At 60.3% G+C, this 21,407-nt stretch carries 21 protein-coding genes and 1 pseudogene; 3 read left to right on the top strand and 19 right to left on the bottom strand.

Translation table 11 applies throughout. The features are described from left to right. Nucleotides 1–200 precede the first annotated feature (200 nt). The 6 genes and pseudogenes from nuoF to J4G38_RS20275 all read right to left on the bottom strand — a co-directional run. Nucleotides 201–1,541 carry an NADH-quinone oxidoreductase subunit NuoF gene (gene nuoF, locus J4G38_RS20300; RefSeq protein WP_210520645.1) on the bottom strand — a complete coding sequence of 447 codons (1,341 nt, stop codon included), beginning with the start codon at nt 1,539–1,541 and terminating at the stop codon, nt 201–203. Between the two features lie 30 nt (nt 1,542–1,571). Further along, nucleotides 1,572–2,144, bottom strand: coding sequence for an NADH-quinone oxidoreductase subunit NuoE family protein (locus tag J4G38_RS20295; RefSeq protein WP_210520646.1), 573 nt, complete (start codon nt 2,142–2,144; stop codon nt 1,572–1,574). Nucleotides 2,145–2,165: 21 nt separating this feature from the next. After that, nucleotides 2,166–3,353, bottom strand: a complete 1,188-nt coding sequence (locus J4G38_RS20290; protein ID WP_226163601.1) for an NADH-quinone oxidoreductase subunit D — start codon at nt 3,351–3,353, stop codon at nt 2,166–2,168. Nucleotides 3,354–3,446: 93 nt separating this feature from the next. Next, entirely contained in the window at nt 3,447–4,007 is a 561-nt protein-coding gene (locus J4G38_RS20285; RefSeq protein ID WP_210520650.1) for an NADH-quinone oxidoreductase subunit C, read from the bottom strand. A gap of 105 nt (nt 4,008–4,112) precedes the next feature. Further along, entirely contained in the window at nt 4,113–4,670 is a 558-nt protein-coding gene (locus tag J4G38_RS20280) for an NADH-quinone oxidoreductase subunit B (protein ID WP_226163597.1), read from the bottom strand. 101 nt (nt 4,671–4,771) lie between these two features. Beyond that, a pseudogene (locus J4G38_RS20275) lies at nt 4,772–5,161 on the bottom strand (NADH-quinone oxidoreductase subunit A); the annotation flags it as partial. 412 nt (nt 5,162–5,573) lie between these two features. Between J4G38_RS20275 and J4G38_RS20270 the strand changes: the two are divergent. Then, nucleotides 5,574–6,200 carry an ATP-binding protein gene (locus J4G38_RS20270; RefSeq protein ID WP_210520654.1) on the top strand — a complete coding sequence of 209 codons (627 nt, stop codon included), beginning with the start codon at nt 5,574–5,576 and terminating at the stop codon, nt 6,198–6,200. Beyond that, entirely contained in the window at nt 6,181–6,471 is a 291-nt protein-coding gene (locus tag J4G38_RS20265) for a response regulator (RefSeq protein ID WP_210520657.1), read from the top strand. Before J4G38_RS20270 ends, J4G38_RS20265 begins: the two co-directional genes overlap by 20 nt. 220 nt (nt 6,472–6,691) lie before the next feature. Here the strand turns inward: J4G38_RS20265 and pruA are convergent, their stop codons facing one another. From pruA to J4G38_RS20220, 9 genes are all read right to left on the bottom strand, one after another. Next, nucleotides 6,692–8,356: an L-glutamate gamma-semialdehyde dehydrogenase gene (gene pruA, locus J4G38_RS20260; RefSeq protein ID WP_210520659.1), complete on the bottom strand. Its 1,665-nt coding sequence runs from the start codon at nt 8,354–8,356 to the stop codon at nt 6,692–6,694. A gap of 78 nt (nt 8,357–8,434) precedes the next feature. Continuing rightward, nucleotides 8,435–8,863 (bottom strand): DUF3592 domain-containing protein, encoded by a 429-nt coding sequence (locus tag J4G38_RS20255; protein ID WP_210520661.1) that lies wholly within the window; start codon nt 8,861–8,863, stop codon nt 8,435–8,437. A gap of 338 nt (nt 8,864–9,201) precedes the next feature. Beyond that, nucleotides 9,202–9,750 (bottom strand): nucleoside/nucleotide kinase family protein, encoded by a 549-nt coding sequence (locus J4G38_RS20250; RefSeq protein WP_210520663.1) that lies wholly within the window; start codon nt 9,748–9,750, stop codon nt 9,202–9,204. A gap of 8 nt (nt 9,751–9,758) precedes the next feature. Then, nucleotides 9,759–10,451 (bottom strand): YjjG family noncanonical pyrimidine nucleotidase, encoded by a 693-nt coding sequence (locus J4G38_RS20245; RefSeq protein ID WP_210520666.1) that lies wholly within the window; start codon nt 10,449–10,451, stop codon nt 9,759–9,761. An 86-nt stretch (nt 10,452–10,537) separates the two neighbouring features. Beyond that, entirely contained in the window at nt 10,538–11,476 is a 939-nt protein-coding gene (locus J4G38_RS20240; protein ID WP_210520668.1) for a geranylgeranylglycerol-phosphate geranylgeranyltransferase, read from the bottom strand. Nucleotides 11,477–11,620: 144 nt separating this feature from the next. Further along, nucleotides 11,621–11,815, bottom strand: coding sequence for a cold-shock protein (locus J4G38_RS20235; protein ID WP_168673555.1), 195 nt, complete (start codon nt 11,813–11,815; stop codon nt 11,621–11,623). A gap of 145 nt (nt 11,816–11,960) precedes the next feature. After that, nucleotides 11,961–12,197 (bottom strand): Fe-S cluster assembly protein IscX, encoded by a 237-nt coding sequence (gene iscX / locus J4G38_RS20230; RefSeq protein WP_210520670.1) that lies wholly within the window; start codon nt 12,195–12,197, stop codon nt 11,961–11,963. A 110-nt stretch (nt 12,198–12,307) separates the two neighbouring features. Then, nucleotides 12,308–12,643 carry a 2Fe-2S iron-sulfur cluster-binding protein gene (locus tag J4G38_RS20225; RefSeq protein WP_210520673.1) on the bottom strand — a complete coding sequence of 112 codons (336 nt, stop codon included), beginning with the start codon at nt 12,641–12,643 and terminating at the stop codon, nt 12,308–12,310. A 69-nt stretch (nt 12,644–12,712) separates the two neighbouring features. Next, on the bottom strand, nt 12,713–13,507 hold the full coding sequence (locus tag J4G38_RS20220; protein WP_210520675.1) for a Rossmann-like and DUF2520 domain-containing protein: 795 nt from the start codon (nt 13,505–13,507) through the stop codon (nt 12,713–12,715). A 270-nt stretch (nt 13,508–13,777) separates the two neighbouring features. Between J4G38_RS20220 and J4G38_RS20215 the strand changes: the two genes are divergently transcribed. After that, entirely contained in the window at nt 13,778–16,588 is a 2,811-nt protein-coding gene (locus tag J4G38_RS20215) for a T9SS-dependent choice-of-anchor J family protein (RefSeq protein WP_210520677.1), read from the top strand. Nucleotides 16,589–16,841: 253 nt separating this feature from the next. Here the strand turns inward: J4G38_RS20215 and ccsA are convergent, their stop codons facing one another. The 4 genes from ccsA to J4G38_RS20195 all read right to left on the bottom strand — a co-directional run bounded on the left by ccsA (nt 16,842) and on the right by J4G38_RS20195 (nt 21,371). Then, nucleotides 16,842–19,448: a cytochrome c biogenesis protein CcsA gene (gene ccsA / locus J4G38_RS20210; RefSeq protein WP_210520679.1), complete on the bottom strand. Its 2,607-nt coding sequence runs from the start codon at nt 19,446–19,448 to the stop codon at nt 16,842–16,844. 84 nt (nt 19,449–19,532) lie between these two features. After that, nucleotides 19,533–19,838 (bottom strand): nucleotidyltransferase domain-containing protein, encoded by a 306-nt coding sequence (locus J4G38_RS20205; RefSeq protein WP_210520681.1) that lies wholly within the window; start codon nt 19,836–19,838, stop codon nt 19,533–19,535. 3 nt (nt 19,839–19,841) lie between these two features. Continuing rightward, complete coding sequence (locus J4G38_RS20200; protein ID WP_210520683.1) at nt 19,842–20,267, bottom strand: nucleotidyltransferase substrate binding protein; 426 nt, start codon at nt 20,265–20,267, stop codon at nt 19,842–19,844. Nucleotides 20,268–20,279: 12 nt separating this feature from the next. After that, nucleotides 20,280–21,371, bottom strand: coding sequence for a hypothetical protein (locus J4G38_RS20195; RefSeq protein ID WP_210520684.1), 1,092 nt, complete (start codon nt 21,369–21,371; stop codon nt 20,280–20,282). Between the last annotated feature and the right edge of the window lie 36 nt (nt 21,372–21,407).

Genomic DNA, 21,407 nt, shown 5'->3' with positions numbered 1-21,407 from the left:
TTCAGAATGGTCGTTCCATCCGGAACTTCCACCTCAATGCCGTCGAACGTTATTTTAGCCATTGGTATATCGAGTATTAATTCTTGCTGTCATGTCGAGCGCAGCCGAGACATCTCGCTCGCTTCGTTGTATCGATTGGATTACCATTGCACGCGAGATGTCTCGGCTGCGCTCGACATGACGTTCTTTTTATTCGGCCATTACGCCAGTACCGCCGCGCCGCGATAAACCGCGCCGGGTGCCGTTGCTTCTTTGGGATGCTTCACGTGCCATTCAAACTCATCGCGGAAGTGGCGCACTGCCGCCGCCACCGGCCACGCGGCGGCTTCGCCGAGCGGGCAGATGGTGTTGCCTTCAATCTGCTTGGCTACACTCACCAGCAGGTCGATGTCGTGCATCGCGCCGTGGCCGTGTTCCAGGCGGTGGAGGACTTTTTCCATCCAGCCGGTACCCTCGCGGCAGGGCGAGCATTGCCCGCACGACTCGTGGTGATAGAAGCGCGAGAAGTTCCAGGTGTTCTTGACGATGCACGTCGTTTCGTCCATCGCAATGAAGCCGCCCGAGCCCAGCATGGTGCCGGTCACGAAGCCGCCGTCGCTCAATGACTCGTAAGTCATCAGGCGGTTTTCGCCGGCGGCCGTTTTCAGAATGAGTTCCTTGGGCAGAATCGGCACGGAAGAGCCGCCTGCCACTACAGCCTTCAGCTCGCGGCCTTTCCAGATGCCGCCGCAGTACTCGTCGGAGTAGATGAATTCCTCGACGGGCAGGCCCAGCTCAATCTCGTAGATGCCGGGCTTGTTCAGGTGGCCGCAGGCGGAAATGAGCTTGGTCCCCGTGCTTTTGCCGATACCGATTTTGGCATACTCGTCGCCGCCCTCGTTCACGATAACCGGCACGGCCGCAATAGTTTCCACATTATTTACCACCGTGGGACGGGCATAGAGGCCCTGCACGGCGGGGAACGGCGGCTTGTTGCGCGGGTTGCCGCGCTTGCCTTCCAGGGATTCCAGCAGCGCAGTTTCTTCGCCGCAGATGTAGGCGCCGGCGCCGGGATGCACGTGCAAATCGAGCGAGTAGCCCGAGCCGAGAATGTTTTCGCCCAGGAAACCGGCCGCGTAAGCCTCAGCAATGGCCTTTTCCAGAATGCGTAGCACGTACAACAACTCGCCGCGAATGTAGATGTAGCTGGTGCGCGCGCCCAGGGCGTAGCTGCCCGTAATCATGCCCTCAATGAGCAGGTGGGGCAGTTTCGTCATTAGCTGACGGTCTTTGAAGGTGCCGGGCTCCGATTCGTCGGCGTTGCAAACGAGGTAGCGCGGCACGCCCTCGGGCTTAGCCAGGAAGCCCCACTTCATGCCGGCGGGGAAGCCCGCGCCGCCGCGCCCGCGCAGGCCCGACTTTTTCACCTCTTCCGTTACCTCGTCGGGCGTCATGGTTTTGAGCGCCTTCTCCACGGAGCGGTAGCCGCCGTGCTTGCGGTATACCTCGAAGGTATTGATGCCTTCGACGTTGATGTGTTCAGTTAATAGCTTGCGGCCCATAATGGTAAGCGTTGTGCTGATGGCCAGCCGTTAGTTGTTTTTCAGGGAGTTGGGCAGGTCGTTTTCTTCCCACGACAGGATGGGGCGATGAATCTGACCGCGCAATTCGTTGAGCATCGCATCCACCGCTTCGGGTGTGTCGAGCTGCTCGTAGTACTTCTCGCGCACCTGCACGATGGGAGCGAAGCCGCAGGCGGCCAGGCACTCCACTTCTTTCAGGGTGAAATTGCCATCGGGCGAAGTCCCGCCCACTTTGGCCCCGGTGATGCGCTCCAGATTGGCCGTCAGCTCGTCGGAGCCGCGCAGCATGCAGGGGCCCGTGCGGCAGATTTCCAGGACATGCTTGCCCACCGGCTTAAGGTTGTACATGGTGTAGAACGACGACACCTCGTACACTTCGATTGGCTTGATGTTCAGTGTTTCGGCTACTAAATCCTGCACCTCCGGGCTCACCCAGCCGCCGAACTCGGCCTGCGCGATGTGCAGAATCGGCAGCAAAGCCGACTTGCTCTTATCGGCCGGATAGTGCGTGAGCAGGCGCTTGATTTCCGCCTGGGCGGCGGGAGAGAAGGTTGGTTTGGTGGGCGCGGTCGTCGGCTCCATAGCAGTCAATTTCAACAAAAACTAAGCGTCCAACTCGCCGGCGATGACGTTCATGGACGAGAGGATGACAATGGCGTCCGACAGCGTCGTGCCCACGGCCATTTCGGGATAAGCCTGGTAATAAATGAAGCAGGGCCGGCGGAAATGCAGGCGGTAGGGCGTGCGGCCCCCGTCCGAAACCAGGTAGAAACCAAGCTCGCCGTTGCCGCCTTCCACCGCGTGATATACCTCGCCCACGGGGGCGTCAATCTCGCCCATCACGATTTTGAAGTGGTAAATCAGGGCCTCCATGTTCTTATATACTTCCGGCTTGGCGGGCAGGTAGTAGTGCGGTGCATCGGCGTGGTAGGGGCCTTCGGGCAGGTTATCGAGCGCCTGGTTGATGATGCGCAGGCTCTGCCAGATTTCCTCGTTGCGCACGATAAAACGGTCGTACGTATCGCCGTTGGTGCCCACCGGAATGTCGAACTCGAAATCCTCGTAGCTGGAGTAGGGGTTCATTACCCGCACATCGTAGTCGACGCCGGCGGCCCGTAGGTTGGGGCCGGTGAAGCCGTAGCTCAATGCTTTCTCCGCCGAAATCGGGCCCACGTTCACCACGCGGTCCATGAAAATGCGGTTGCGGTTGAACATGGCCTCGAACTCCTTCATCACGACCGGGAAGGTCTTCAGCCAGTCGCGCAGCTTCTGGATGGCCACGGGCGTGAAATCGCGCTCCATGCCGCCCACGCGGCCCATGTTGGTGGTAAGGCGAGCGCCGCACACCTCCTCGTAAATTTCGTAAATCTTCTCGCGCTCCTGGAAAACGTACAGGAAGCCGGTGAACGCGCCGGTATCAACCCCCAGAATGGAGTTGCAGATGAGGTGGTCGGCGATGCGGGCCAGCTCCATCATAATCACGCGCATGTACTGGGCGCGCTTTGGCACGGTCACGCCGAGCAGCTTCTCCACCGTCATGTGCCAGCCCAGGTTATTGATGGGCGACGAACAGTAGTTCATCCGGTCCGTCAGCGTCGTGATTTGGTAAAAGGGCCGACGTTCGGCAATCTTCTCAAACGCGCGATGGATATAGCCGATAGTGGGCACGCCCGACACAATCCGCTCGCCATCCATTTGCAGGATGTTCTGGAAAATGCCGTGCGTGGCCGGGTGCGTGGGGCCCAGGTTCAGCGTCGTCAGCTCCTGGCTGAAGTCGTTGAGCAGGGGCATCAGCTGGCCGTGGCGCTGGGCGGCGGCCTCTTCTTGAATCTTGTGGGTGCCTGCCAGGGCGTCGTTTACTGCCATGATATGATTATCAGGGGCCTAGCGGCCGAAAAACAGGTCGGTTTTGTCTTCGCGGGTACCGTCTTCGAGCGGATATTCTTTCCGCATCGGGTGGTAGTCCATGTCCTCCACGTTGAGGATGCGAATGAGATTGGGGTGGCCGGTGAAAATGACGCCGTAGAAGTCGAACGTCTCGCGCTCCAGCCAGTTGGCAGCGTTGTAGAGGTCCGTGATGGTGGGCACTACCGGGTCGGCGATGGGGAAGAAGATTTTCAGACGCAGCCGGATGTTCTTCGTGAGGCTGTGCAGGTGGTAGATAATGCCCAACTCCTTGCCCTCATTCTCCGGGTAATTGATGCCGCACAGCGTGGTCAGAAAGTGGAATTTCAACTCCTGGTCCTGCTGCAGGCCGGCGATGATTTCGTGGATGCGCTCCCGCGTTGTGGTTGCCGTCAGCAGGCCGTAGGGCTCCGCTACATCGGTAAAGGCCGCCTCGCCCGCCAAACGGTGCAGTAGGGCCAGCACTTGCGCATTCTGGGCCTTTATCGGGTCTTCGGCAACGGGCGCTTCGGGAGCGGCGGCAGATTCCTGAGGATTCATTTCTTAGCTGTTAGCTGGGAGCTACTAGCTGTTAGCTTTTCGTTCAACCGTAACTTGCTTTGCTCCACGGAGCTAACAGCTACCAGCTAATGGCTACCAGCTCGATTACTTAATGTTGTAAGACGCCAGCAAGGCCTGATACTCAGGCGCGTTGCGGCGGCGGAAAGATTCGTTCTTGGCCAGGTCCTGCACGCGCATCAGGCCGTCGAGCACTTGCTCGGGGCGGGGTGGGCAGCCGGGCACGTACACATCGACCGGGATAATGCGGTCGATGCCTTGCAGCACCGAGTACGAGTCGAAAATGCCGCCCGAGCAGGCGCAGGCGCCCATGGCCAGCACCCAGCGGGGCTCGGCCATCTGCTCGTACACCTGCTTCACGATGGGGGCCATTTTCTTGGCGATGGTACCCATTACCATGAGCAAATCGGCCTGGCGGGGCGAGAAGCTGGGCCGCTCGGAGCCAAAGCGCGAAATGTCGTAGTGCGAGCCCATGGTGGCCATGAACTCGATGCCGCAGCACGAAGTGGCGAAGGGCAGGGGCCAGAGCGAGTTGGCACGGGCAATGCCCACGACTTTCTCCAGTGAAGTGGCAAAGAAGCCAGCGCCTTCGACGCCCTCTGGCGCTTCGACGGTTTTTATTTCAGGAACTCGGTTATCAGCCATAGTTATAAAAGACAAGCAGATTAGGCGGCTTTCGACACTTGAGCGGGCCGGTTTTCCAACACCGGGGTAGTGGCGAAAGTTTGGCCGGTCGGCACTTCGTTCCAGCGCAGAATGCCCTTTTTGATAATGTAGAAGAAACCTGCCAGCAGCAGCGCCATGAAAATTATCATCTCAATGAAGCCGCTATAACCGTTCTGGTTGAGCGCGCGGAAGTTCACCGCCCAAGGATACATGAAGATGACTTCCACGTCAAACAGCACGAACACAATGGCCGTGAGGAAGTATTTCACCGAAATCGGGGTCCGGGCGTTGCCCACCGATTCGATGCCGCATTCGAACGACGCATCCTTCACGGTGCTGTGGCGCTTGGGACCCACGAGGTGCGAAACAATCATGGCGAAGGCCACAAAAGCCAGGGCCAGACCGAATTGAATGATAATTGGGAGGTAATCGGAAGGCTGGTAATTAACAGCCGGCAGGGCTAGGTACATAGCGGTCAGATTTATAGCAAACAGGCCTCACGGGCGCTGAAGGGCAAAGGTAGCGCCCACGGGGTTGGGGCGCAATGTTGGGGCGACAACCGTTTTTGGACTGGTCGGGTTGCGCGGGTGACCAAACACCATGAGTCGTGACTTCGAAGATGATTTGACGAGCTACTGGTTTTTGTTTGGATTGAACATGCTTTATTTAGGTTGACATCCTGTTGTCCATCTGTTTTTACTGCCGGGATTGCCGAGCCAGCGTGCCCTGGCGCTGCCAAATCTTTTCTCGCCATGTCGAGTCCTGAGCATTACCCGGCGGACCCGACTGCGGCAAACGTTGCCCTGGCAGAGCGGAAACGACAATTATTGGTTATTTTCAGTGCCATTGCCGATGTTACGTTTGTGCTAAACAAGGAGAAGAATGGCTGCTATCGGTTCGTTTTTGCCAATCAAGGCCTTCGAGAAAACCACCGGCCTGGCCATTGCGCACGTAACCGGCCGCTACGTGGAGGAGGCCATTCCTGAGCCGTCGCTCAGCCTGGTCCTTTCGCTGCGGGATGGGCAGGATGGCTACCGTCCGGAACCGGTGGCGGCCGTGAGCGAACAGGCATTGTTCCCTTTGCAGGAGTCGTTGCAGGCGTGCAGTGGTCAGCTATCCACCACTGTACCAATGGCATTATTTCTGCATGGCAGTCGGGCTTATTTTTGCAGTATTTTTCACTACCTGATTTCCAACGCCAGTAAACACCGTTCATACACCCGGCCGCTGCGTATTGGCATCGCGGCCGCCGTCGGCCCGGAGTTGGATACGACTATCACCGTCAGCGACAACGGCTCGGGTTTTGACCTGGATAGGGTGGGCGAAGATTTTTTCCAGCTGTACCGCCGTTTCCATGCCGGTACAGCTGGGCGCGGCATTGGGATGCGCCTGGTAAAAGCCCATGTGGAAGCCATGGGTGGGCGTATTTCTATTCAAAGCCAAGTGAACGCAGGCATTGGATTCACCCTCTGTTTTAGGCACCGTGCGGATGAAAACCTTCCCGATTGACGACGACAACCTCGCCATACCTCACCGAACAATTGTTGCGGGGCGGGCCGAAGGCTTTTCCAATTCTATCTGCACGTTTCAGTCGGCCGGGGGAGCGTTGGATATCCTGGTGAAAGGGAAGAAAGGGGCCGTGCCGCAAGTGGTTTTTCTGGACCTGAATATGCCGGTAATGAACGGCTGGCAGTTTCTGGATGCCTTGGCGCCTTATAAAGGAAGAGCGGTGCGGAAAATGCGCCATCTACATTCTCACGTCGTCGCTGGCGCTGACTGACCTGGAAAAATCGAGAAATTATAACCTGGTAGCGGGACTAATTCACCAACCCCTCGACAGTGGAGGAATTCGCGCCATTCAGTCGCGGCTGGAGCACGACTCAATGCCCGAATAAGCTGCGGCAGCTTAAATTTTCCCTGATAAAAAAAGCCGCTTCCAACACTGGAAGCGGCTTTTTTACTTCGAGAGCTTGCTAAAATTAAGCGCTCGAAAAAACCTGCTACAAGCCTTTGTCGCGGTTCAAATCCTCGGCTGGCTCCGAGCCGAGGAAGGGGTAGCGGTAATCCGTCACGGGGACGAAAGTTTCCTTGATGGCGCGGGGCGACACCCAGCGCAGCAGGTTCAGCATGGAGCCGGCTTTGTCGTTGGTGCCGGAGGCGCGGGCGCCGCCAAAGGGCTGCTGGCCCACCACGGCGCCGGTGGGCTTGTCGTTGATGTAAAAGTTGCCGGCGGCGTGCACCAGCTTCTTCGAGGCCAGGTCGATGGCGTACCGGTCCTGCGAGAAGATGGCGCCGGTGAGGGCGTAGGGCGAGGTGGTGTCGACGAGGGTCAGGGTTTCCTCGAACTTGTCGGCGTCGTAGACGTGGACGGTGACGACGGGGCCGAACAGCTCCTCGCACATCGTCACATATTTCGGGTCTTTGGTCACGATGACAGTGGGCTCGACGAAGTAGCCTTTCGACTTGTCGTAGCCGCCGCCAGCGATAATTTCGGCGTTCGGGTCGGCTTTGGCGCCGTCGATGTATTTGGCGAGCTTATCGAAGGAAACTTCGCTGATGACGGCGTTGATGAAGTTCGAGAAGTCTTCCACGTCGCCCATTTTGAAGGAGGCGAGGTCTTCCTTCACGTAGCCGAGGATTTCATCGGCGAGGTTGGAGGGCAGGTAGACGCGGGAGGCGGCGGAGCATTTCTGGCCCTGGTACTCGAATGCGCCGCGCGAAATGCCCACGGCTACGGCTTTGGCATGGGCGGAGGGGTGGGCGAGGATGAAGTCTTTGCCGCCGGTTTCGCCCACGATGCGGGGGTAGGATTTGTAGCGGTGGATGTTCTGGCCGATTTCCTGCCAGATGGTCTGGAAGACCTTGGTGGAGCCGGTGAAGTGGATGCCGGCGAAATCGGGGTGCTTGAACATGACGTCGCCCACTACCGGGCCGTCGGCGTAAATCAGGTTGATGACGCCATCGGGTACACCGGCTTCCTTGAAGAGGTCCATCAGGACCTGGGCGGAGTACACCTGGGCGTCGGCCGGTTTCCAGACCACGACGTTGCCCATCATGGCAGCGGAGGAGGGCAGGTTGCCGGCGATGGACGTGAAGTTAAAGGGCGTGAGGGCGAACACGAAGCCTTCGAGCGGGCGCTGCTCCAGGCGGTTCCACATGCCGGGCAGGCTCTCGGGCTGCTGCTGGTACACCTGGTGCATGAAGTGCACGTTGAAGCGGAAAAAGTCAATCAGCTCGCAGGCGGCGTCGATTTCGGCCTGGAAGGCGTTTTTGCTCTGGGCCAGCATGGTGGCCGCGTTGATGCGGGCGCGGTAGGGGCCGGCCAGCAGGTCGGCGGCTTTGAGGAAGATGGCGGCGCGGTGCTCCCAGGGCATTTCGGCCCAGGCGGTGCGGGCGGCCAGGGCCGCCTCAATGGCCTGGGTGACGTGGCTGGCGGTGCCATAGTGGAAGTGGCCGATGGTGCGCTGGTGGTCGTGCGGCGGGCTGATGCGGCGCAGGTCGCCGGTGCGAACTTCCCGGCCGCCGATGTGCATCGGGATGTCCAGCTCCAATTGGTTCAGGCGCTTGAGCTCCTGCTGAAGCTCCAGCTTCTCTTTCGAGCCGGGCGCGTAGCCTTTGACGGGTTCGTTAATCGGGATTGGGACGTTGAAAAAGCCGGTGGCCATGGGGTTCGGGTTGGTTTGTAGGAAGGTTTGGGGTGGGACGAGGCAAAGGTAAAGGGCGGTGTTAAGAAGCTGACGTTTCTACACAGCCTCTTTCTGCTTTCCTTCCTTCATCGTAATACCAGCGTAAAACAGTACTAACCCAAAAGCCAGAATACCCAAGGTTTTCCATTCAAACCATCCTTCAGTTGCTACAACAGCATTCTGGGGATTATTAAGCTGATAATGAATTGAAATAAGGCTTCCTATGCCATAAGCAGCGAAAGCACCCTGACTTACCTCGGTAGTGGCGGTAACGGAATCGCCCATTTCTCTTTTAAACCTCAACGTAAGTTTGAAGGTGTTGCTTGCCGCTTTGGGGTTGATAATTTCAGCTTTATTCAACAGCACTGCTGTGGTGAGAGGTCCTCGGCTAGAACTCCAGCGCCCAGCCGTTTCCAGAAAAAATGCCCCAATCATCACCATGCCGATGAGGAAAAGGACCATTTGCATGAGGGTTTTGCTAACCATTGAGATTCGCTAGAATGAACGTAGAGTCAAAAGTATTTACAGTATCCCCAGCAGCTCGCGCACCTGCCAAGTGAGACTGTTGTAGAAGGGGGAAGGAGTGTTTTGCCGCCGGGCGGTGGTGTTTTAGCAGCGGGAAGTACTGTTTTTAGCTTGGGCAATGCTGTTTTAGCGCGGGTCAATCGTGTTTTGGAGGAGGGAAGAGGCTTTTTGCCACTGGTAAATGGTGTTTTGGTGTAGGGAAGGGGTGTTTCGGGAGTAGCGCGGACTTTGCAGTCCGCGTCCCCGCGCAGGTCGCAATCGTTCAATATGGCGCGGGGACGCGGACTACAAAGTCCGCGCTACAGCATCCCCAGGAGCTCGCGCACCTGCCGGGTGAGGTCGTCGCGGGAGCCGGTGTTGTGCAGGGTGGCGGCGAAGCGGGGGTAATTGTCCATGGCGATTTCGCTGGGGTGGTTGTCGTCGCGGGTGCCGTCGCCGCGCTGTTGGAGGGGGTCGCCTTCCACGCGCAGCATGAGGCCGCCGCGGGCCCGGATGGGGTCGGCCTCGTTGGCGAAGCGCACGTCGGGCACCAGCACGAAAGCATCGGGTGGGAGGGCGGCGAAGAAGGCATCGACCCACACCAGCGGCTCCCACTCGCGCAGGGCCTGGCCCACTTGCTGCAGCATTTCGCCCCGCGTGCGCCGGAAGGTGGGCACCAGCTCGGCCTTGCCTTTTTGGGTGTAGTAAGGCGCGGTTTCCTCGCCCGTGAGGGCGGCGCAGACGGCTTTGATGGAATCGCCGAAGGAGCGAATCTGCCAGATGCGCTCCGGCTGGAGCTGCTGAATGAGGCGGGCCACGGAGTCTTTGCCGCTGCCCCGGCGGCCGGAAAGGCCAATGAGGTGTATCATGGGGGGGCTTACAAAATATCCTTCAGCTCGCTCAGGCAACTGATTTCGTGGGTTATTTGGGTGAAGTGGCGCCGCTTGTCGGGGTTGAAATACACCTGGTCGATGCCGGCGTTGTAGGCGCCCAGCACGTCGCATTCCAGGTTGTCGCCAATCATCAGGCTTTCGGCGGCGGCGGCGCCGGTGCGCTCCAGGGCGTGCTGAAACATGCGCGGGTCGGGCTTGAGGCAGCCGCTTTGCTCGGAGGTGATGATTTCCTCGAAGTAGTGCGTCAGGTTCGACGAAGCCAGCTTGATGCCCTGGATGTCGTTGAAGCCGTTCGTAATCAAATGCAGCCGGTAGTTCGGCTTCAGGTAGTCCAGCACCTCGTGGGTGAAGGGAAAAACCGCCGACTTCTGGGGAAGAATATCCGTGAACTCCGCCGAAATAGTGGCCGGAATCTGGTCTTCGGGCACGCCCAGCCGGGTCAGCGTGCGCACAAACCGAACGTCGCGGAGCTGCCGCTGCGTGATTTTATTGTTCTGATACAGCCGCCACAGGGCGTGGTTGATGTCGCTGTACACGCGGATGAATTCCTCCACGGTGAAGGTGCCGAAACGGGCAAAATCATGCCGTTCAAACAGCGTGTGCAGCGTTTCGTTGGCGTTTTTCTCAAAATCCCACAGCGTGTGGTCGAGGTCGAAGAAGAGGTGACGGTATTTCATTCTGGTTGCTAGTTGTTCGTTGTCAGTTGTTAGGCTTAAATCGGGAAGACACGGTGCTGTTAATCCTGACAACTAACAACTAAATTCTACCCCAATGTCCCGGCCAGCGCCATGCTCAGCACGCCCGCCAGCATGATGCCTTTGCACCACGAGCTGAGGTGCCGGAAGTGCCGCCGCCGGTCGGCCCGGATGAGCAGGCGGGCCAATTGGGCCATTGGTACCAACACCAGCAGCAGCAGCCAGGTGCCCAGCGGCCAGTGCCCGCTCATAAATAGCCGGCCCGTGGCCGCGAGCGTAAGTAGTGCCAGACACGCCAGAAAAACCCCGGCCACCCATTTGGTGCGCGCCACGCCCCACACCAGCGGCAGGGTGTGGCAGCCGTGCTGGGCATCGCCGCGCATGTCTTCTACATCTTTCACAATCTCGCGCACCACCGTGAGCAGAAAGGCCGCCAGCGCATAGGGCCACACCACGCTGTGGCCGTCGTGGCGCTCCAGCTGCAGCTGCAGCTCGGGCAGCAGCACCAGCGCGGCCGTGAGGGTGGCAATGCTGAGGTTGCCCACCAGCGCCACGCGCTTGAAGCGCGCCGAGTAGCCCCACAGCAGCAAGGCCGTGCCCAGCGTGACCACGCCCAGCACCGGGTGCAGGGCCCCCGCCAGCACCACGCCCACACCGCTCAATACCATGTGGGCCAGCATGGCTTTGCGCCGGTTCACCACGCGGCCAATTACCAGCCGGTCGGGCCGGTTGATGGCGTCAATCTTCACGTCGTAGTAGTCGTTGATGATGTAGCCGGCGGCAGCTACCAGCAGCGCGGCCAGCACCAGCAGCCCGAAGCGCGGGGCCAGCAGCGACTGCCGGAGCGGCAGCTCGGGCAGCAGCAGGCCGGCCCGCACCAGCGCCAGGCACAGCAGCATAATCACGAGGTTGGGCCAGCGCACCAGCGTGGGCAGGGCCGTGCGCAGCCGCTCCACGGGCAGTGGGGGCGGGGCAGCAGGGGGCAGCTTGGGCGGGGGCTGGTTCATCGGCGGCGCGGATATGGTGCAAAGGTCGGCGAAAGTGGCGAGCTGGGAGTGCGCCGCGGGCCGGGACGGGCAACAAAAAAGCTCCTCCGTTGCGGGAGAAGCTCTTGGCGGGTTGCCCCGTAAGCAAAAACTGGCAGAGGCAGCTCAGATTTTGCGCACGTTCACGGCGTTGATGCCCTTGCGGCCTTCCTGGGTTTCGAATTCCACCCGGTCGTTTTGCTGCACTGTGGTCCCGTTCAGGCCGGTTACGTGTACGAAAAAGTCTTCTTTCGTTTGGTCGTCGGTCACGAAGCCATAGCCCTTGGCTTCGTTGAAAAATTTAATGATGCCGGTTTTCATGCAAAAAAACTAAATTGGAAAGGTGGATAACTGCCCGGGTAAAGGCTGCGGGAGGGCCTGAAATGGCATTTGCACATCCACTTCAGGGCAGCTTACGCGGGAAGCCGGCGTGGGGTTGGCTGTGCCCACGCCCCAGCCTCGGCCGTTATTGGTTATCGCGCCACTCGTACACCCACTTAGCCTGAATTTGCTCCAGGTGGCCTTCGGTGGCCTGCTCGCGGGTGCCGTTGAAGTTGTTCAGGCTCAGTACCCAGTCAATAAGGTCGGTGAACCGGATGCGGTAGATTTTGGCTTCGGTAAAGTCGTTGCCAAATTTCTCGTAGAGAGCCATGGCAACGTCCTCGTGGTCGGCCCAGTGCATGGGCGGCTCGAAATGGGGCATTTTATTGAATTATGAATTAAAAGTGTATGAGTTATGAGTTGAAAATGAATTGTAGGAACGAGCTGCCTGCGCAACTCATAACTCATTACTTTTGACTCATAACTCAACAATCAGTGGCCCAGGAAATGCTGGGGCGGCACGGTGACCACAAGCTGCATGTTGGCTTCCACCACGCACTGGCAGGCCAGGCGGGAGTTGATGCGCGGGTTTTCGGCGCGGTCGATGAAGTCTTCTTCCTTGTCGCTGATTTCGGGCAGGTCATCGCCGCCCGAGTTGATGTAGATGTGGCAGGTACTGCAGCCGCACACCCCGCCACAGTTATGCTGCAGCTGGATGCCGTTGTTAAGCGCCACGTCGAGCACCGACTCGCCGGGGGCCGCCACGTGGGTTTGGGCCGGCTGGCCGTCGCTGAGCTGGAAGGTGATAGTGGTGGCAGGGACAGACAAAACGAGAAGCAATAAAGGCGAAAAAACACGGTGTTTGAAGCCGCAAAGGTACTCTCCCCGGCCCCGGCATCAAAGCTGGCGCTGGATGCTGGCCGTGAGCTGGTCGTAGAGGGCCCGCCACGCCGGATGCGCCGCCAGCGCCGCTTGGTGGGCGGCCAGGGTGGCCACATCGCGGCGCGCGGCCGGCCCGGTCTGCACCGCAAAGGGTGGGTTGGCCAGGGCCTTGTCCACGGTTTCGCGCACCAGCGGGGCCAGCAATTCCGGCGGCAAGGCAGCTTCGGCCAGCAGGGCGTCGGCAATGCCCAACAGGTGGTTGGTGAAATTGTTGGCAAACACGGCCGCTACGTGCAGCTTGAGCCGCTGGGCCGAGTCGAGCCGGCGCACGTGCTGGCTGAGGCTACCGGCCAGGCGCAGCAAGATGGCCTCGGCGGCCGGGTCGGTGGCTTCGATGCACAGCGGCACGGCAGCCCACTCGATGGCCCGGCCGGGGCTAAAGGTTTGCAGCGGATAGAACACGCCACCCCGCACGCCTGGCTGGGCCGCGAAAAGGCTGAGCGGCAGGGCGCCGGCCAGGTGAGCTACCAGTGCCCCGGCGGGCCAGGTAATACCGGCCAGCAGCGGGGCCACGGCGGCATCGGGCACGGCCAGCAGGTACACATCGGCCGGGGGCAGGGGCGGGGTGAGGCTGATGAGGGCCTGCGCGCCGGGCAGCCGGGCGGCCAGGGCCACCGCGGCGGGCAGGGTGCGATTCCACACAAATATGACGCGGTGGCCGGCCGCTGCCAGCGCCGGCCCCAGCTGACTGGCTACCCGGCCGGTCCCAAACAAGCCAATGCGGAGGGAGTCAATAGAATGGGAGGGCATGAGAGGGAAACCTAATAGGATTACGAGTAGATATAATTGGGATGATGCGGGAGGGCGTAACTCTTCAAGTTCAATGTGCCACGACGAGCTATGGTAGCGGTAGCCGTCAGATAACTCAGGCTGCCGATTTGTGCCAAAAGTTTAGCAACTTGTACCCTCAAAACTACTTTGCGGTCCACTGGTTTGCCGTTGAGGTGCGTGTGCCGCCCAGTAATTCTTCCTGTTTTCCAACCTTTTCTTTTTCGTATACACCCACTTTACTCTTTTTTTATGAACCACCAATACAACCGCCTGGGAAGGTTCCCACGCTTGCGGTATCTGGCGATGGCGGCGTTGCTGGCCTGCGGGGCCACCACCGCCAAGGCGCAGTTCTACGTCGCCAGTAACGTGGCAAACCTGGCCGGTACCTACACCGACCTCGGCACCACGGGCACGGCCCTCACCACGGCCAATTTCGATGATGCCAACGCGGCCTCGGCTCCCATTGGCTTCACGTTTACGTACGGCGGCACGGCTTTCACCGACTTCGTGCTGAACACCAACGGCTACCTGAAACTGGGCACCGCAGCCCCGGTGGCGCCTTTTTTCTCCACGTACGCGCAGGAGGCTTATACCAGTGGCCCGCTGAATTCGACCACGGACAACAACCTGATACTGCCCTTCAACACCGACCTGGAAGCCGGCACCGGCACCCCCGAGTACCGGGTGGCTACCACCGGCACGGCCCCCAACCGGGTGTGCACCATTCAGTGGAAAAACGTGAGCGACAAAACCCGCGCGGCCAGCTCGGCGGCGGCAGGCAACATCGACAAGCAGTTTTCTAATTTCAGCTTCCAGGTGAAGCTGTATGAAACCAGCAACCGGACGGACTTCGTGTACGGCACGGCCACGCCCTCGACCAACCCCACCAATGCCAACTTTATTGTGGTAGGCGTGAAGGGTGCCGGCACCGGTTTGGCGCAGGTGGTTACGGCCGTGAAGGCTTCGAACACGTCCTGGAGCGGCACTGTTTTTCAGCAAGGCGTTTATACTTCCGCCACCAATGCCCACAACATCCGCGCGGTAGCGACGGTGGCGGGCAGCACCCCGCTGCCCGACCCGGGCCGCACCTACAGCTTCGTTCTGCCCACGCCCAACGACGCAGCCGTGCAGATTATCTACAGCTACGATAAAGTGGCCGTGCCCGTGGGCCAGCCCTTCACCATCCAGGCAATTATCCGCAACGCGGGCACGGCGGCCCTCAGCAACGTGGTTGCTTCGCTGAACGTGACCGGGGCTAACACCTTTACCGCCGCTCCCCAGACGGTGGCCTCCCTGGCAGTGGGTGCAACGGCCCTCGTTACGTTTCCGAACGTGACGGTGCCGAACATCGGCAACAACACGGTGACGGTATCGGTGCCGAACGACGACAACAACACCAACAATAACCTGGCGGTGCTGCTGGAAACCAGCGCCACCACGTTCTCCTACCGCACGGCCAGCGCTGGCAGCGGCAACAGCGTGTTCAGCGCCATAACACCAAATAACTACTATGCGGCCAAAATCACGTTGAATGCTTCTCGCAATATTACAGCCGTAACTGGCCTCATCAGCGAAGCCGGCACCAGCGCTACGTCGAAAACGTCAGTGGGCGAAAGCGTGTACGGCGTGGTCGTGAATGCGACGACGGGTGCCATCCTGGGCCGCTCGGCCGACTACGTCATCACGGCTGCCGACATCAACGCGCAGCACACCTTCACACTATCTGCTCCTGTGACGGTGCCGGCAGGCGATGTACTTATTGGGATGGCTCAAGTGCCAACTGCTAGTACTACCGCAAACTTCTATCCTTACGGTGTTCAAAATGAAGTGCCGACTCGCCCAAACACGTTCTTCACGGGCTCTATAGCAACACCCGCTGCACCAACTGCTTTTTTAAATACGGCCACCACGTCCCTGTTTAAGTTTCCTTTCGAAGCCGTGACCGCGCCCCTGGCCACTTGCCCGCAGCCCACTGCCTTCGTGAGAACAGGTAATACGTCGACTTCGGTATCGTTCTCGTTCACGGCTTCTACCGGTTCTACGGGGTATCAGATTGTGTACGGCCCGCAGGGCTTCACGCCTTCGGCCAGCAGCCTCACGTCGGCCACGTTCACGGGCACGACCTATACGCTGCCCGGCCTGACGGCCGGTACTACGTATGATTTCTATGTGCGTAGCATTTGCAGCGCCACTGACCAAAGCGGCCTGACCGGCCCCATCACGGCTTCGACCGCCTGCGCGCCGCCCACCATCAGCACGTTCCCCTACACGCAGAACTTCGACGTGGTGGCCACGGGCCAGACGCTGCCCTGCGGCATCACCGTCACGGACAGTAACACCGACGGCTTCACCTGGCAGCCCCGTGGCACCGTGGACCCCAGCCTGAGCACCACCAACGTGTCGCGCTCGGCCCCCAATGCCATGGTGTACGTCTACAACACCAACGATGCTTCGGTGGGTGCCAACGACTGGTTCTATACCCCGGCCCTGGCCCTGAGCAGCACCCAGCGCTACCGCGTGTCGTTCTACTATCGTGTTGCCTCCGGCTTCCCCGAGAAACTGGAAGTGAAATACGGCACCGCCGCCACCCCGGCCGGCCAGACCACCACGCTGTTCACCAACAGCGCCGTTACCAACACCACCTACAGCCTGGCCAACAACGTGAGCACGCCGGCCGTGCTCGACATCACGCCCACCACCGGCACCTACTACGTGGGCTTCCACGCCTTCAGCCTCGGCAACCAGGGCTTCCTGGCTGTGGACGACCTCTCGATTTCGGCCGGCCCGCTGGCCACCTCCGAAGCGCTGATGCGCGCCGTGAGCGTGTTCCCGAACCCTTCGACTTCGGGTGTGTTCAACCTGGAAATCCACGGGGCCAACGCCAAGCAGGCGCTGGGCGTGGAAGTGACCAATATGCTCGGCCAGCGCGTGTACACCGGCACGGCGAAGGACAACCTCCGCACCGACCTGGATTTGTCGTCGCTCGCCCCCGGCATCTACAACCTGAAAGTGCGCAACGGCCAGGAGTACACCCAGCAGCAGATTGCGATTGTGAAGTAAGCTCCGGCTTGTTTCTCAACAACGGCAAAAGGGCCGCCCGGTTGGGCGGCCCTTTTTTGTGGTCAGCGGCTGGCAACAAGTCGTCGGGAAGCCCCGGCAAGTGCCCGGGAGGCGTTGGCAAGGGGGCGGGAATGCCTGGCAACTGGCGGGCTGAGCGAACGAAGTGTTTGCGCGGGACTGCAAAACATGCAAAAGGCCGCTCACGGGACGGAGCGGCCTTTTGCATGGCTTCGGCATCGGGGCCCCGGCCTCTTTAGCCCACGGGCTGGGGCCGGGCGGCCCGGCTGCTGGGCTCAGCCAAGGCTTCGGTTTCGGGAGTGGGTTCGGCTAGGGCGCCCCGACCGCCGCGCTGGCGCACGCTCAGGCCGAAGCCGATGGCCATGAGCAGGGTGCCGCTCCAAAGCAGGTTGATGAAAGGCTTTTCCATGGCCTTGAGAATGACGTAATCCTTCTGGGTAGTGCTCACGCCGAAGGTGAACTTGCCTTTCACCGGGTCCACGGCATTCAGGCTGAGGCGCACGCCGAGGTCTTCCACTTCGTCGGGCACGCGGCCAATCATGCGGTTGCGCACCACGAACACGGGGTGGCAGTGGTACTGGCGCTTCTCGCCCGATACTATCATGTCGGCTTGCAGGGCGAGGTCGCCTTTCTTGAGGTTGAGGCCCGCAGTTTCGTGGGCGGGCTCAATGGCCCGGAACACGGCGAAATAATCGTTCAGGAAAATGGTGTCGCCCACGCTCAGCACATGTTCCTTCACCTCGCTCCACGGCTTGTCCTTGCGCGGGTCGAGCACGGAGCTGATGTGCGTGTAGATGTCGTGGCCCCAGAATTTCTGGATGGCCGGCGACGCCAGCAGGCCGCCGCCCCCCATCTCGTCGTTTATCTGGGCGCGGGGGTAGAGGGTGAACTGCTCGCCCGATTTCTGGTCCTTGTAGGCGATGCGGTAGTAGGTGTTTTCGGGCAGGATGTTGACCGTGTCGCCGGTCTTATAATAGGTCTTGCCCTCGCTGATGATGGGGGCGCGGGCCAGGGCCTTGTACTCGTCGTCGGTGCGGAAAAGGTACTGCTTATCCACGTAGCCGGGCACGCCGGGCACGTCGAAATACTGGCCGGTGTAAGTCAGCTCGTAGCCGTGCATGGGCGTGGTTTCGTTGCGCCACAGCAGCACGTTGTCGCGGTTCAGGGACTCGTCAAAATCCCGCGAATACAGCAGGCCCGACACGTTGCGCGAAATGATGGAGGAGTAGCCTGACGATGCCAGAATGCCCAGCAGCATCAGCGCGATGCCCAGGTGGGCCACCGCGCCACCCGAGAGCCGCACGCCCCGGCGCAGCAGGGTGAAGATGGTGCCGAAATTGGCCAGCACCCCAAACAGGCCCGCCAGCGCCAGCACCACGTAGGCCGGCGAAATGGTGAGGCCATTGTAGCGCACCAGCAGCACCACCAGCGCCGTGCCCAGCAGGGCCAGCAGCGTGGGTGCCGTCAGGGAGTTGACGACGGTATTCTTGTCGTTGCGCTGCCACCACATAACCTGGGCGATGCCCGAGAGCAGGGCCACGAATACGCCCATCCACAGCTGCGCTTTTGAGTAGTGGGCAATCTGGTCGGCAGGCAGAGCCACGTTGGTTTTGATGCCAATCAGGCCCATGAAGGAATTATAGACCGGAATGCTGGTCGTGAACAGCACCTGGAACGCGCCCAGGCACAGCACCGTCGCGCCCACGAAAACCCACAGCTCGGGGTTGTAGGCGTTCAGCTCTTTGGGTGAAATCGGAATTTCCTTCCAGCGCCAGGCCAGCAGGGCCACGGACAGCACGGTGAAGAAAGCCATGTAGATAAACAACTGGCCCGACAGGCCCAAATCCGTGAACGAGTGCACCGAGGCATTGCCCAGCACGCCGCTGCGGGTGAGGAAAGTCGCGTACAGAATGAGCACGAACGTGGCCACCACCAGCGCAAACGCGGTGCGCAGGCCCACGCGGCGCTTCTGCCAGAGCACCATGCCGTGCAGCGAGGCCACCAGCACCAGCCACGGGATGTACACGGCGTTTTCGACCGGGTCCCAGTTCCAGTAGCCGCCGAAGTTCAGCGTTTCGTAGGCCCAGTAGGCGCCCATCACCACGCCCACGCCCAGCACGCCGCCGCCCACCAGGGTCCAGGGCAAGGCCGGTTTCACCCAGGCGGTCAGCTCGCGTTTCCAGAGGCCGGCAATGGCGAAGGCAAACGGCACCAGCGTGAGCGCAAAGCCCAGGAACAGCGTGGGCGGGTGAATCACCATCCAGTAGTTCTGGAGCAGGGCATTCAGGCCGGTGCCGTCCTTGGGTACAAAATTCGGGTTCATCTTGAACACCGGCAGGTCGGTGAGGAACTCGCGCAGCAGGATGAACGGCGACGAGCCGATTTTCACCCCGCCCAGCACTACGCCCAAAATCATGCTCACCAGAAACAGCTGCACGCCGCTGAACACGGCCATCACCGGCGCTTCCCACTTGCGGTTGAAGCGCATGATGCAGAAGCCCAGTAATACCTGCCAGAATATCCAGAGCAGGAACGAGCCCTCCTGGCCCTCCCAGAAACAGGAAATCATGTACTGCACCGGCAGGTGGTTAGAGCTGTGGCTCCAGGCGTAGTAATACTCGTAGCGATGCGCGTGAATGATGTTGAACAAGCACACGATGACCGAGAACACAGCCGCGCCGTGCACAAAAAAGGCCCCGCGCGCAATGCGCAACCAGCTGGGGTCCTCCGCGCCGAGCGCCCGGCCCCGTGTGGCCTGGAAGTAGCTATATGCCGCCACCAGCGCCGCCGCAAAGGCTAGGATGATGCTCAGGTGGCCGATTTGTCCAATCAATAAGTTCATTCTGATTTAATGAAGAATGAAGAATGAGGAATGAGGAGCTGGAAGAAACCGCTAAGCAATTCCTCATTCCTCATTCCTCATTCCTCATTGGGTTAACGCTTCGTAGCGGGATAAAATGCGGGGGTGAAAGCTGGTTGGCAACAGCGCCCAGTCGTGAACATCAACGAAGATGGGCAGGTTGCTTTCCGTGAGCGCCTCGCGGAAGCGGGCGGCTACATTGGTCGGCCGCTCCGTCAGGTCGGGCGAGCGCAGCACCAGGTCGAGGTCGCTGCCCGCGTGGTTGTTGCCATTCACGCGGTTGCCGTAAGCCCACACGGTCACGGTCGTGGGCAAGTGCCGGGCAATCAGCTCGTGCAGCAACGTCAGGTCTTTGGGGCGAAGGTCGAGCATGGGTCAGACGAGGGGTTTACCCTGAAGCAAGTGCGCAAGGGCCGTGGCATCGGTCACGAATTGCGGCAGCAGCTTCACGGTTGCTTCGGCGAAGCCCACGCCATAGTCATGGGCGGTCGTGTTGCGGTTGTCGCGGTAGCTAAGCCAGCGTTCCACTTCGTCGGGCGAAAGCAAGCCGTGCTGCGTCGCGGCCCGAAAAATATCCTTATAAACCAAGGCATCAGCTTGGCGAGGCGAAGCATAGCAGGGCCGTAGCGCCTTTTTCAACAGCTTGCCGGCTTGTTCGATAATGATTTCAAACTCCTTCACGCAGGCCGGGCGGTACAACTCGTAGTCCACCGAATCGGGCTGACTCTGCCGTAACAACACCAGGGCGCGGTCAAGCGCCAGGGTGCAGCGGATAGGCAGCGAAGTGTTGAGTGTCGTCATAAAAAGACAAATTTACGGCCGCGCCGCCGGAGCCGGGAGGCTTAATAACAATTGGTCGGTGAAAAAGTCGCCACGCGGTGGATGACAGGTGATTTCGACGGCAATTTTTTCAATGCCCGCGTCCTGCCACTTGCTGGTAGGCAGCCAGCCCTGGTGGGCCTCACCGGGCTGGTAGGTGAACTGCTGGGCTAATAACACGCGGCCGCTGGCGGGGTTAGAAACTACCACCGACAGCTTGGAGTTGCGCGGATATTTGCTCAGCGGCAGCACAAGGTGAGGCACTTGCGGCGGCAAATTCAGCAGCGGATTCAACTGGCTGAATGACACCCACTGCTGCCGTAGCAACACGGGCGGCTGGCCGTCGGGGCCGGTATCGGCCACTATTTGGTAGAGGTAGTAGCCAGGGCGGGGCAGGGTATCGGCCACAGCATAGGTGGCGGGTGCGCCGCCGTAGGTGTTGCGCGCAACCGGCACCCGAGCCTGCTCGGTGCTGCGAAATTCCCGCAGCTCGCGGCGCAGCACCCGGCAACGCGGCGTAGCGGCCAGGGAGTCAGGCACGGCCCATTCCAGGTGAATTACCCGGTTGGTGCCCGGCAGGGCGCCGGCCAGCGACGGCAGCGGCGGCGCGACTGGCAGGCCCGTCGCCTGGCGGCTAACCTGCAGCGAGAATTGGCAAAAATCTTTCAAATAGCCGTCCACGTCCAGTAAATAAGGCTGGCCGGCCCGCAACGAATCCAGGGTCACAAATACGTCGTCCTGCGTGCCGAGCGAGGTGCAGCTCAGCACCCGATACGTAGCCGGCTGGCACGGCTGCCCGGTGAGTACGACTAACTGCACGCCGCGCACATCGCGGCACCTCTGGCCCCCGATGTTGATGAAATAGCGACCCGAAACCTTCGGGGTAAACTCAAACCATTGGTCGTTGTGGTATTCAATGCACTTGCCGGTCAGGCGCTCATCCACGCAAGCGCGCTGCACGGTGCAGCCGGTGGTGTTGGAACTAACAATTTCTTCCAAGTGCAATACCCGGCGGTCCTCGATGTTGTCGTTAAGTACCTGCGCCGCCGATTTGGAAACCAAGGCCGCCAGGAGCAACAAAAGCAACCGCGCCCGGCTCCAGAAGCGAATAATCGTTTCGGA

The sequence above is a fragment of the Hymenobacter terricola genome, assembly GCF_017921975.2.
Taxonomy (GTDB): Bacteria; Bacteroidota; Bacteroidia; order Cytophagales; family Hymenobacteraceae; genus Hymenobacter; species Hymenobacter terricola.
This window is presented reverse-complemented; position numbering and strand designations above follow the sequence as displayed.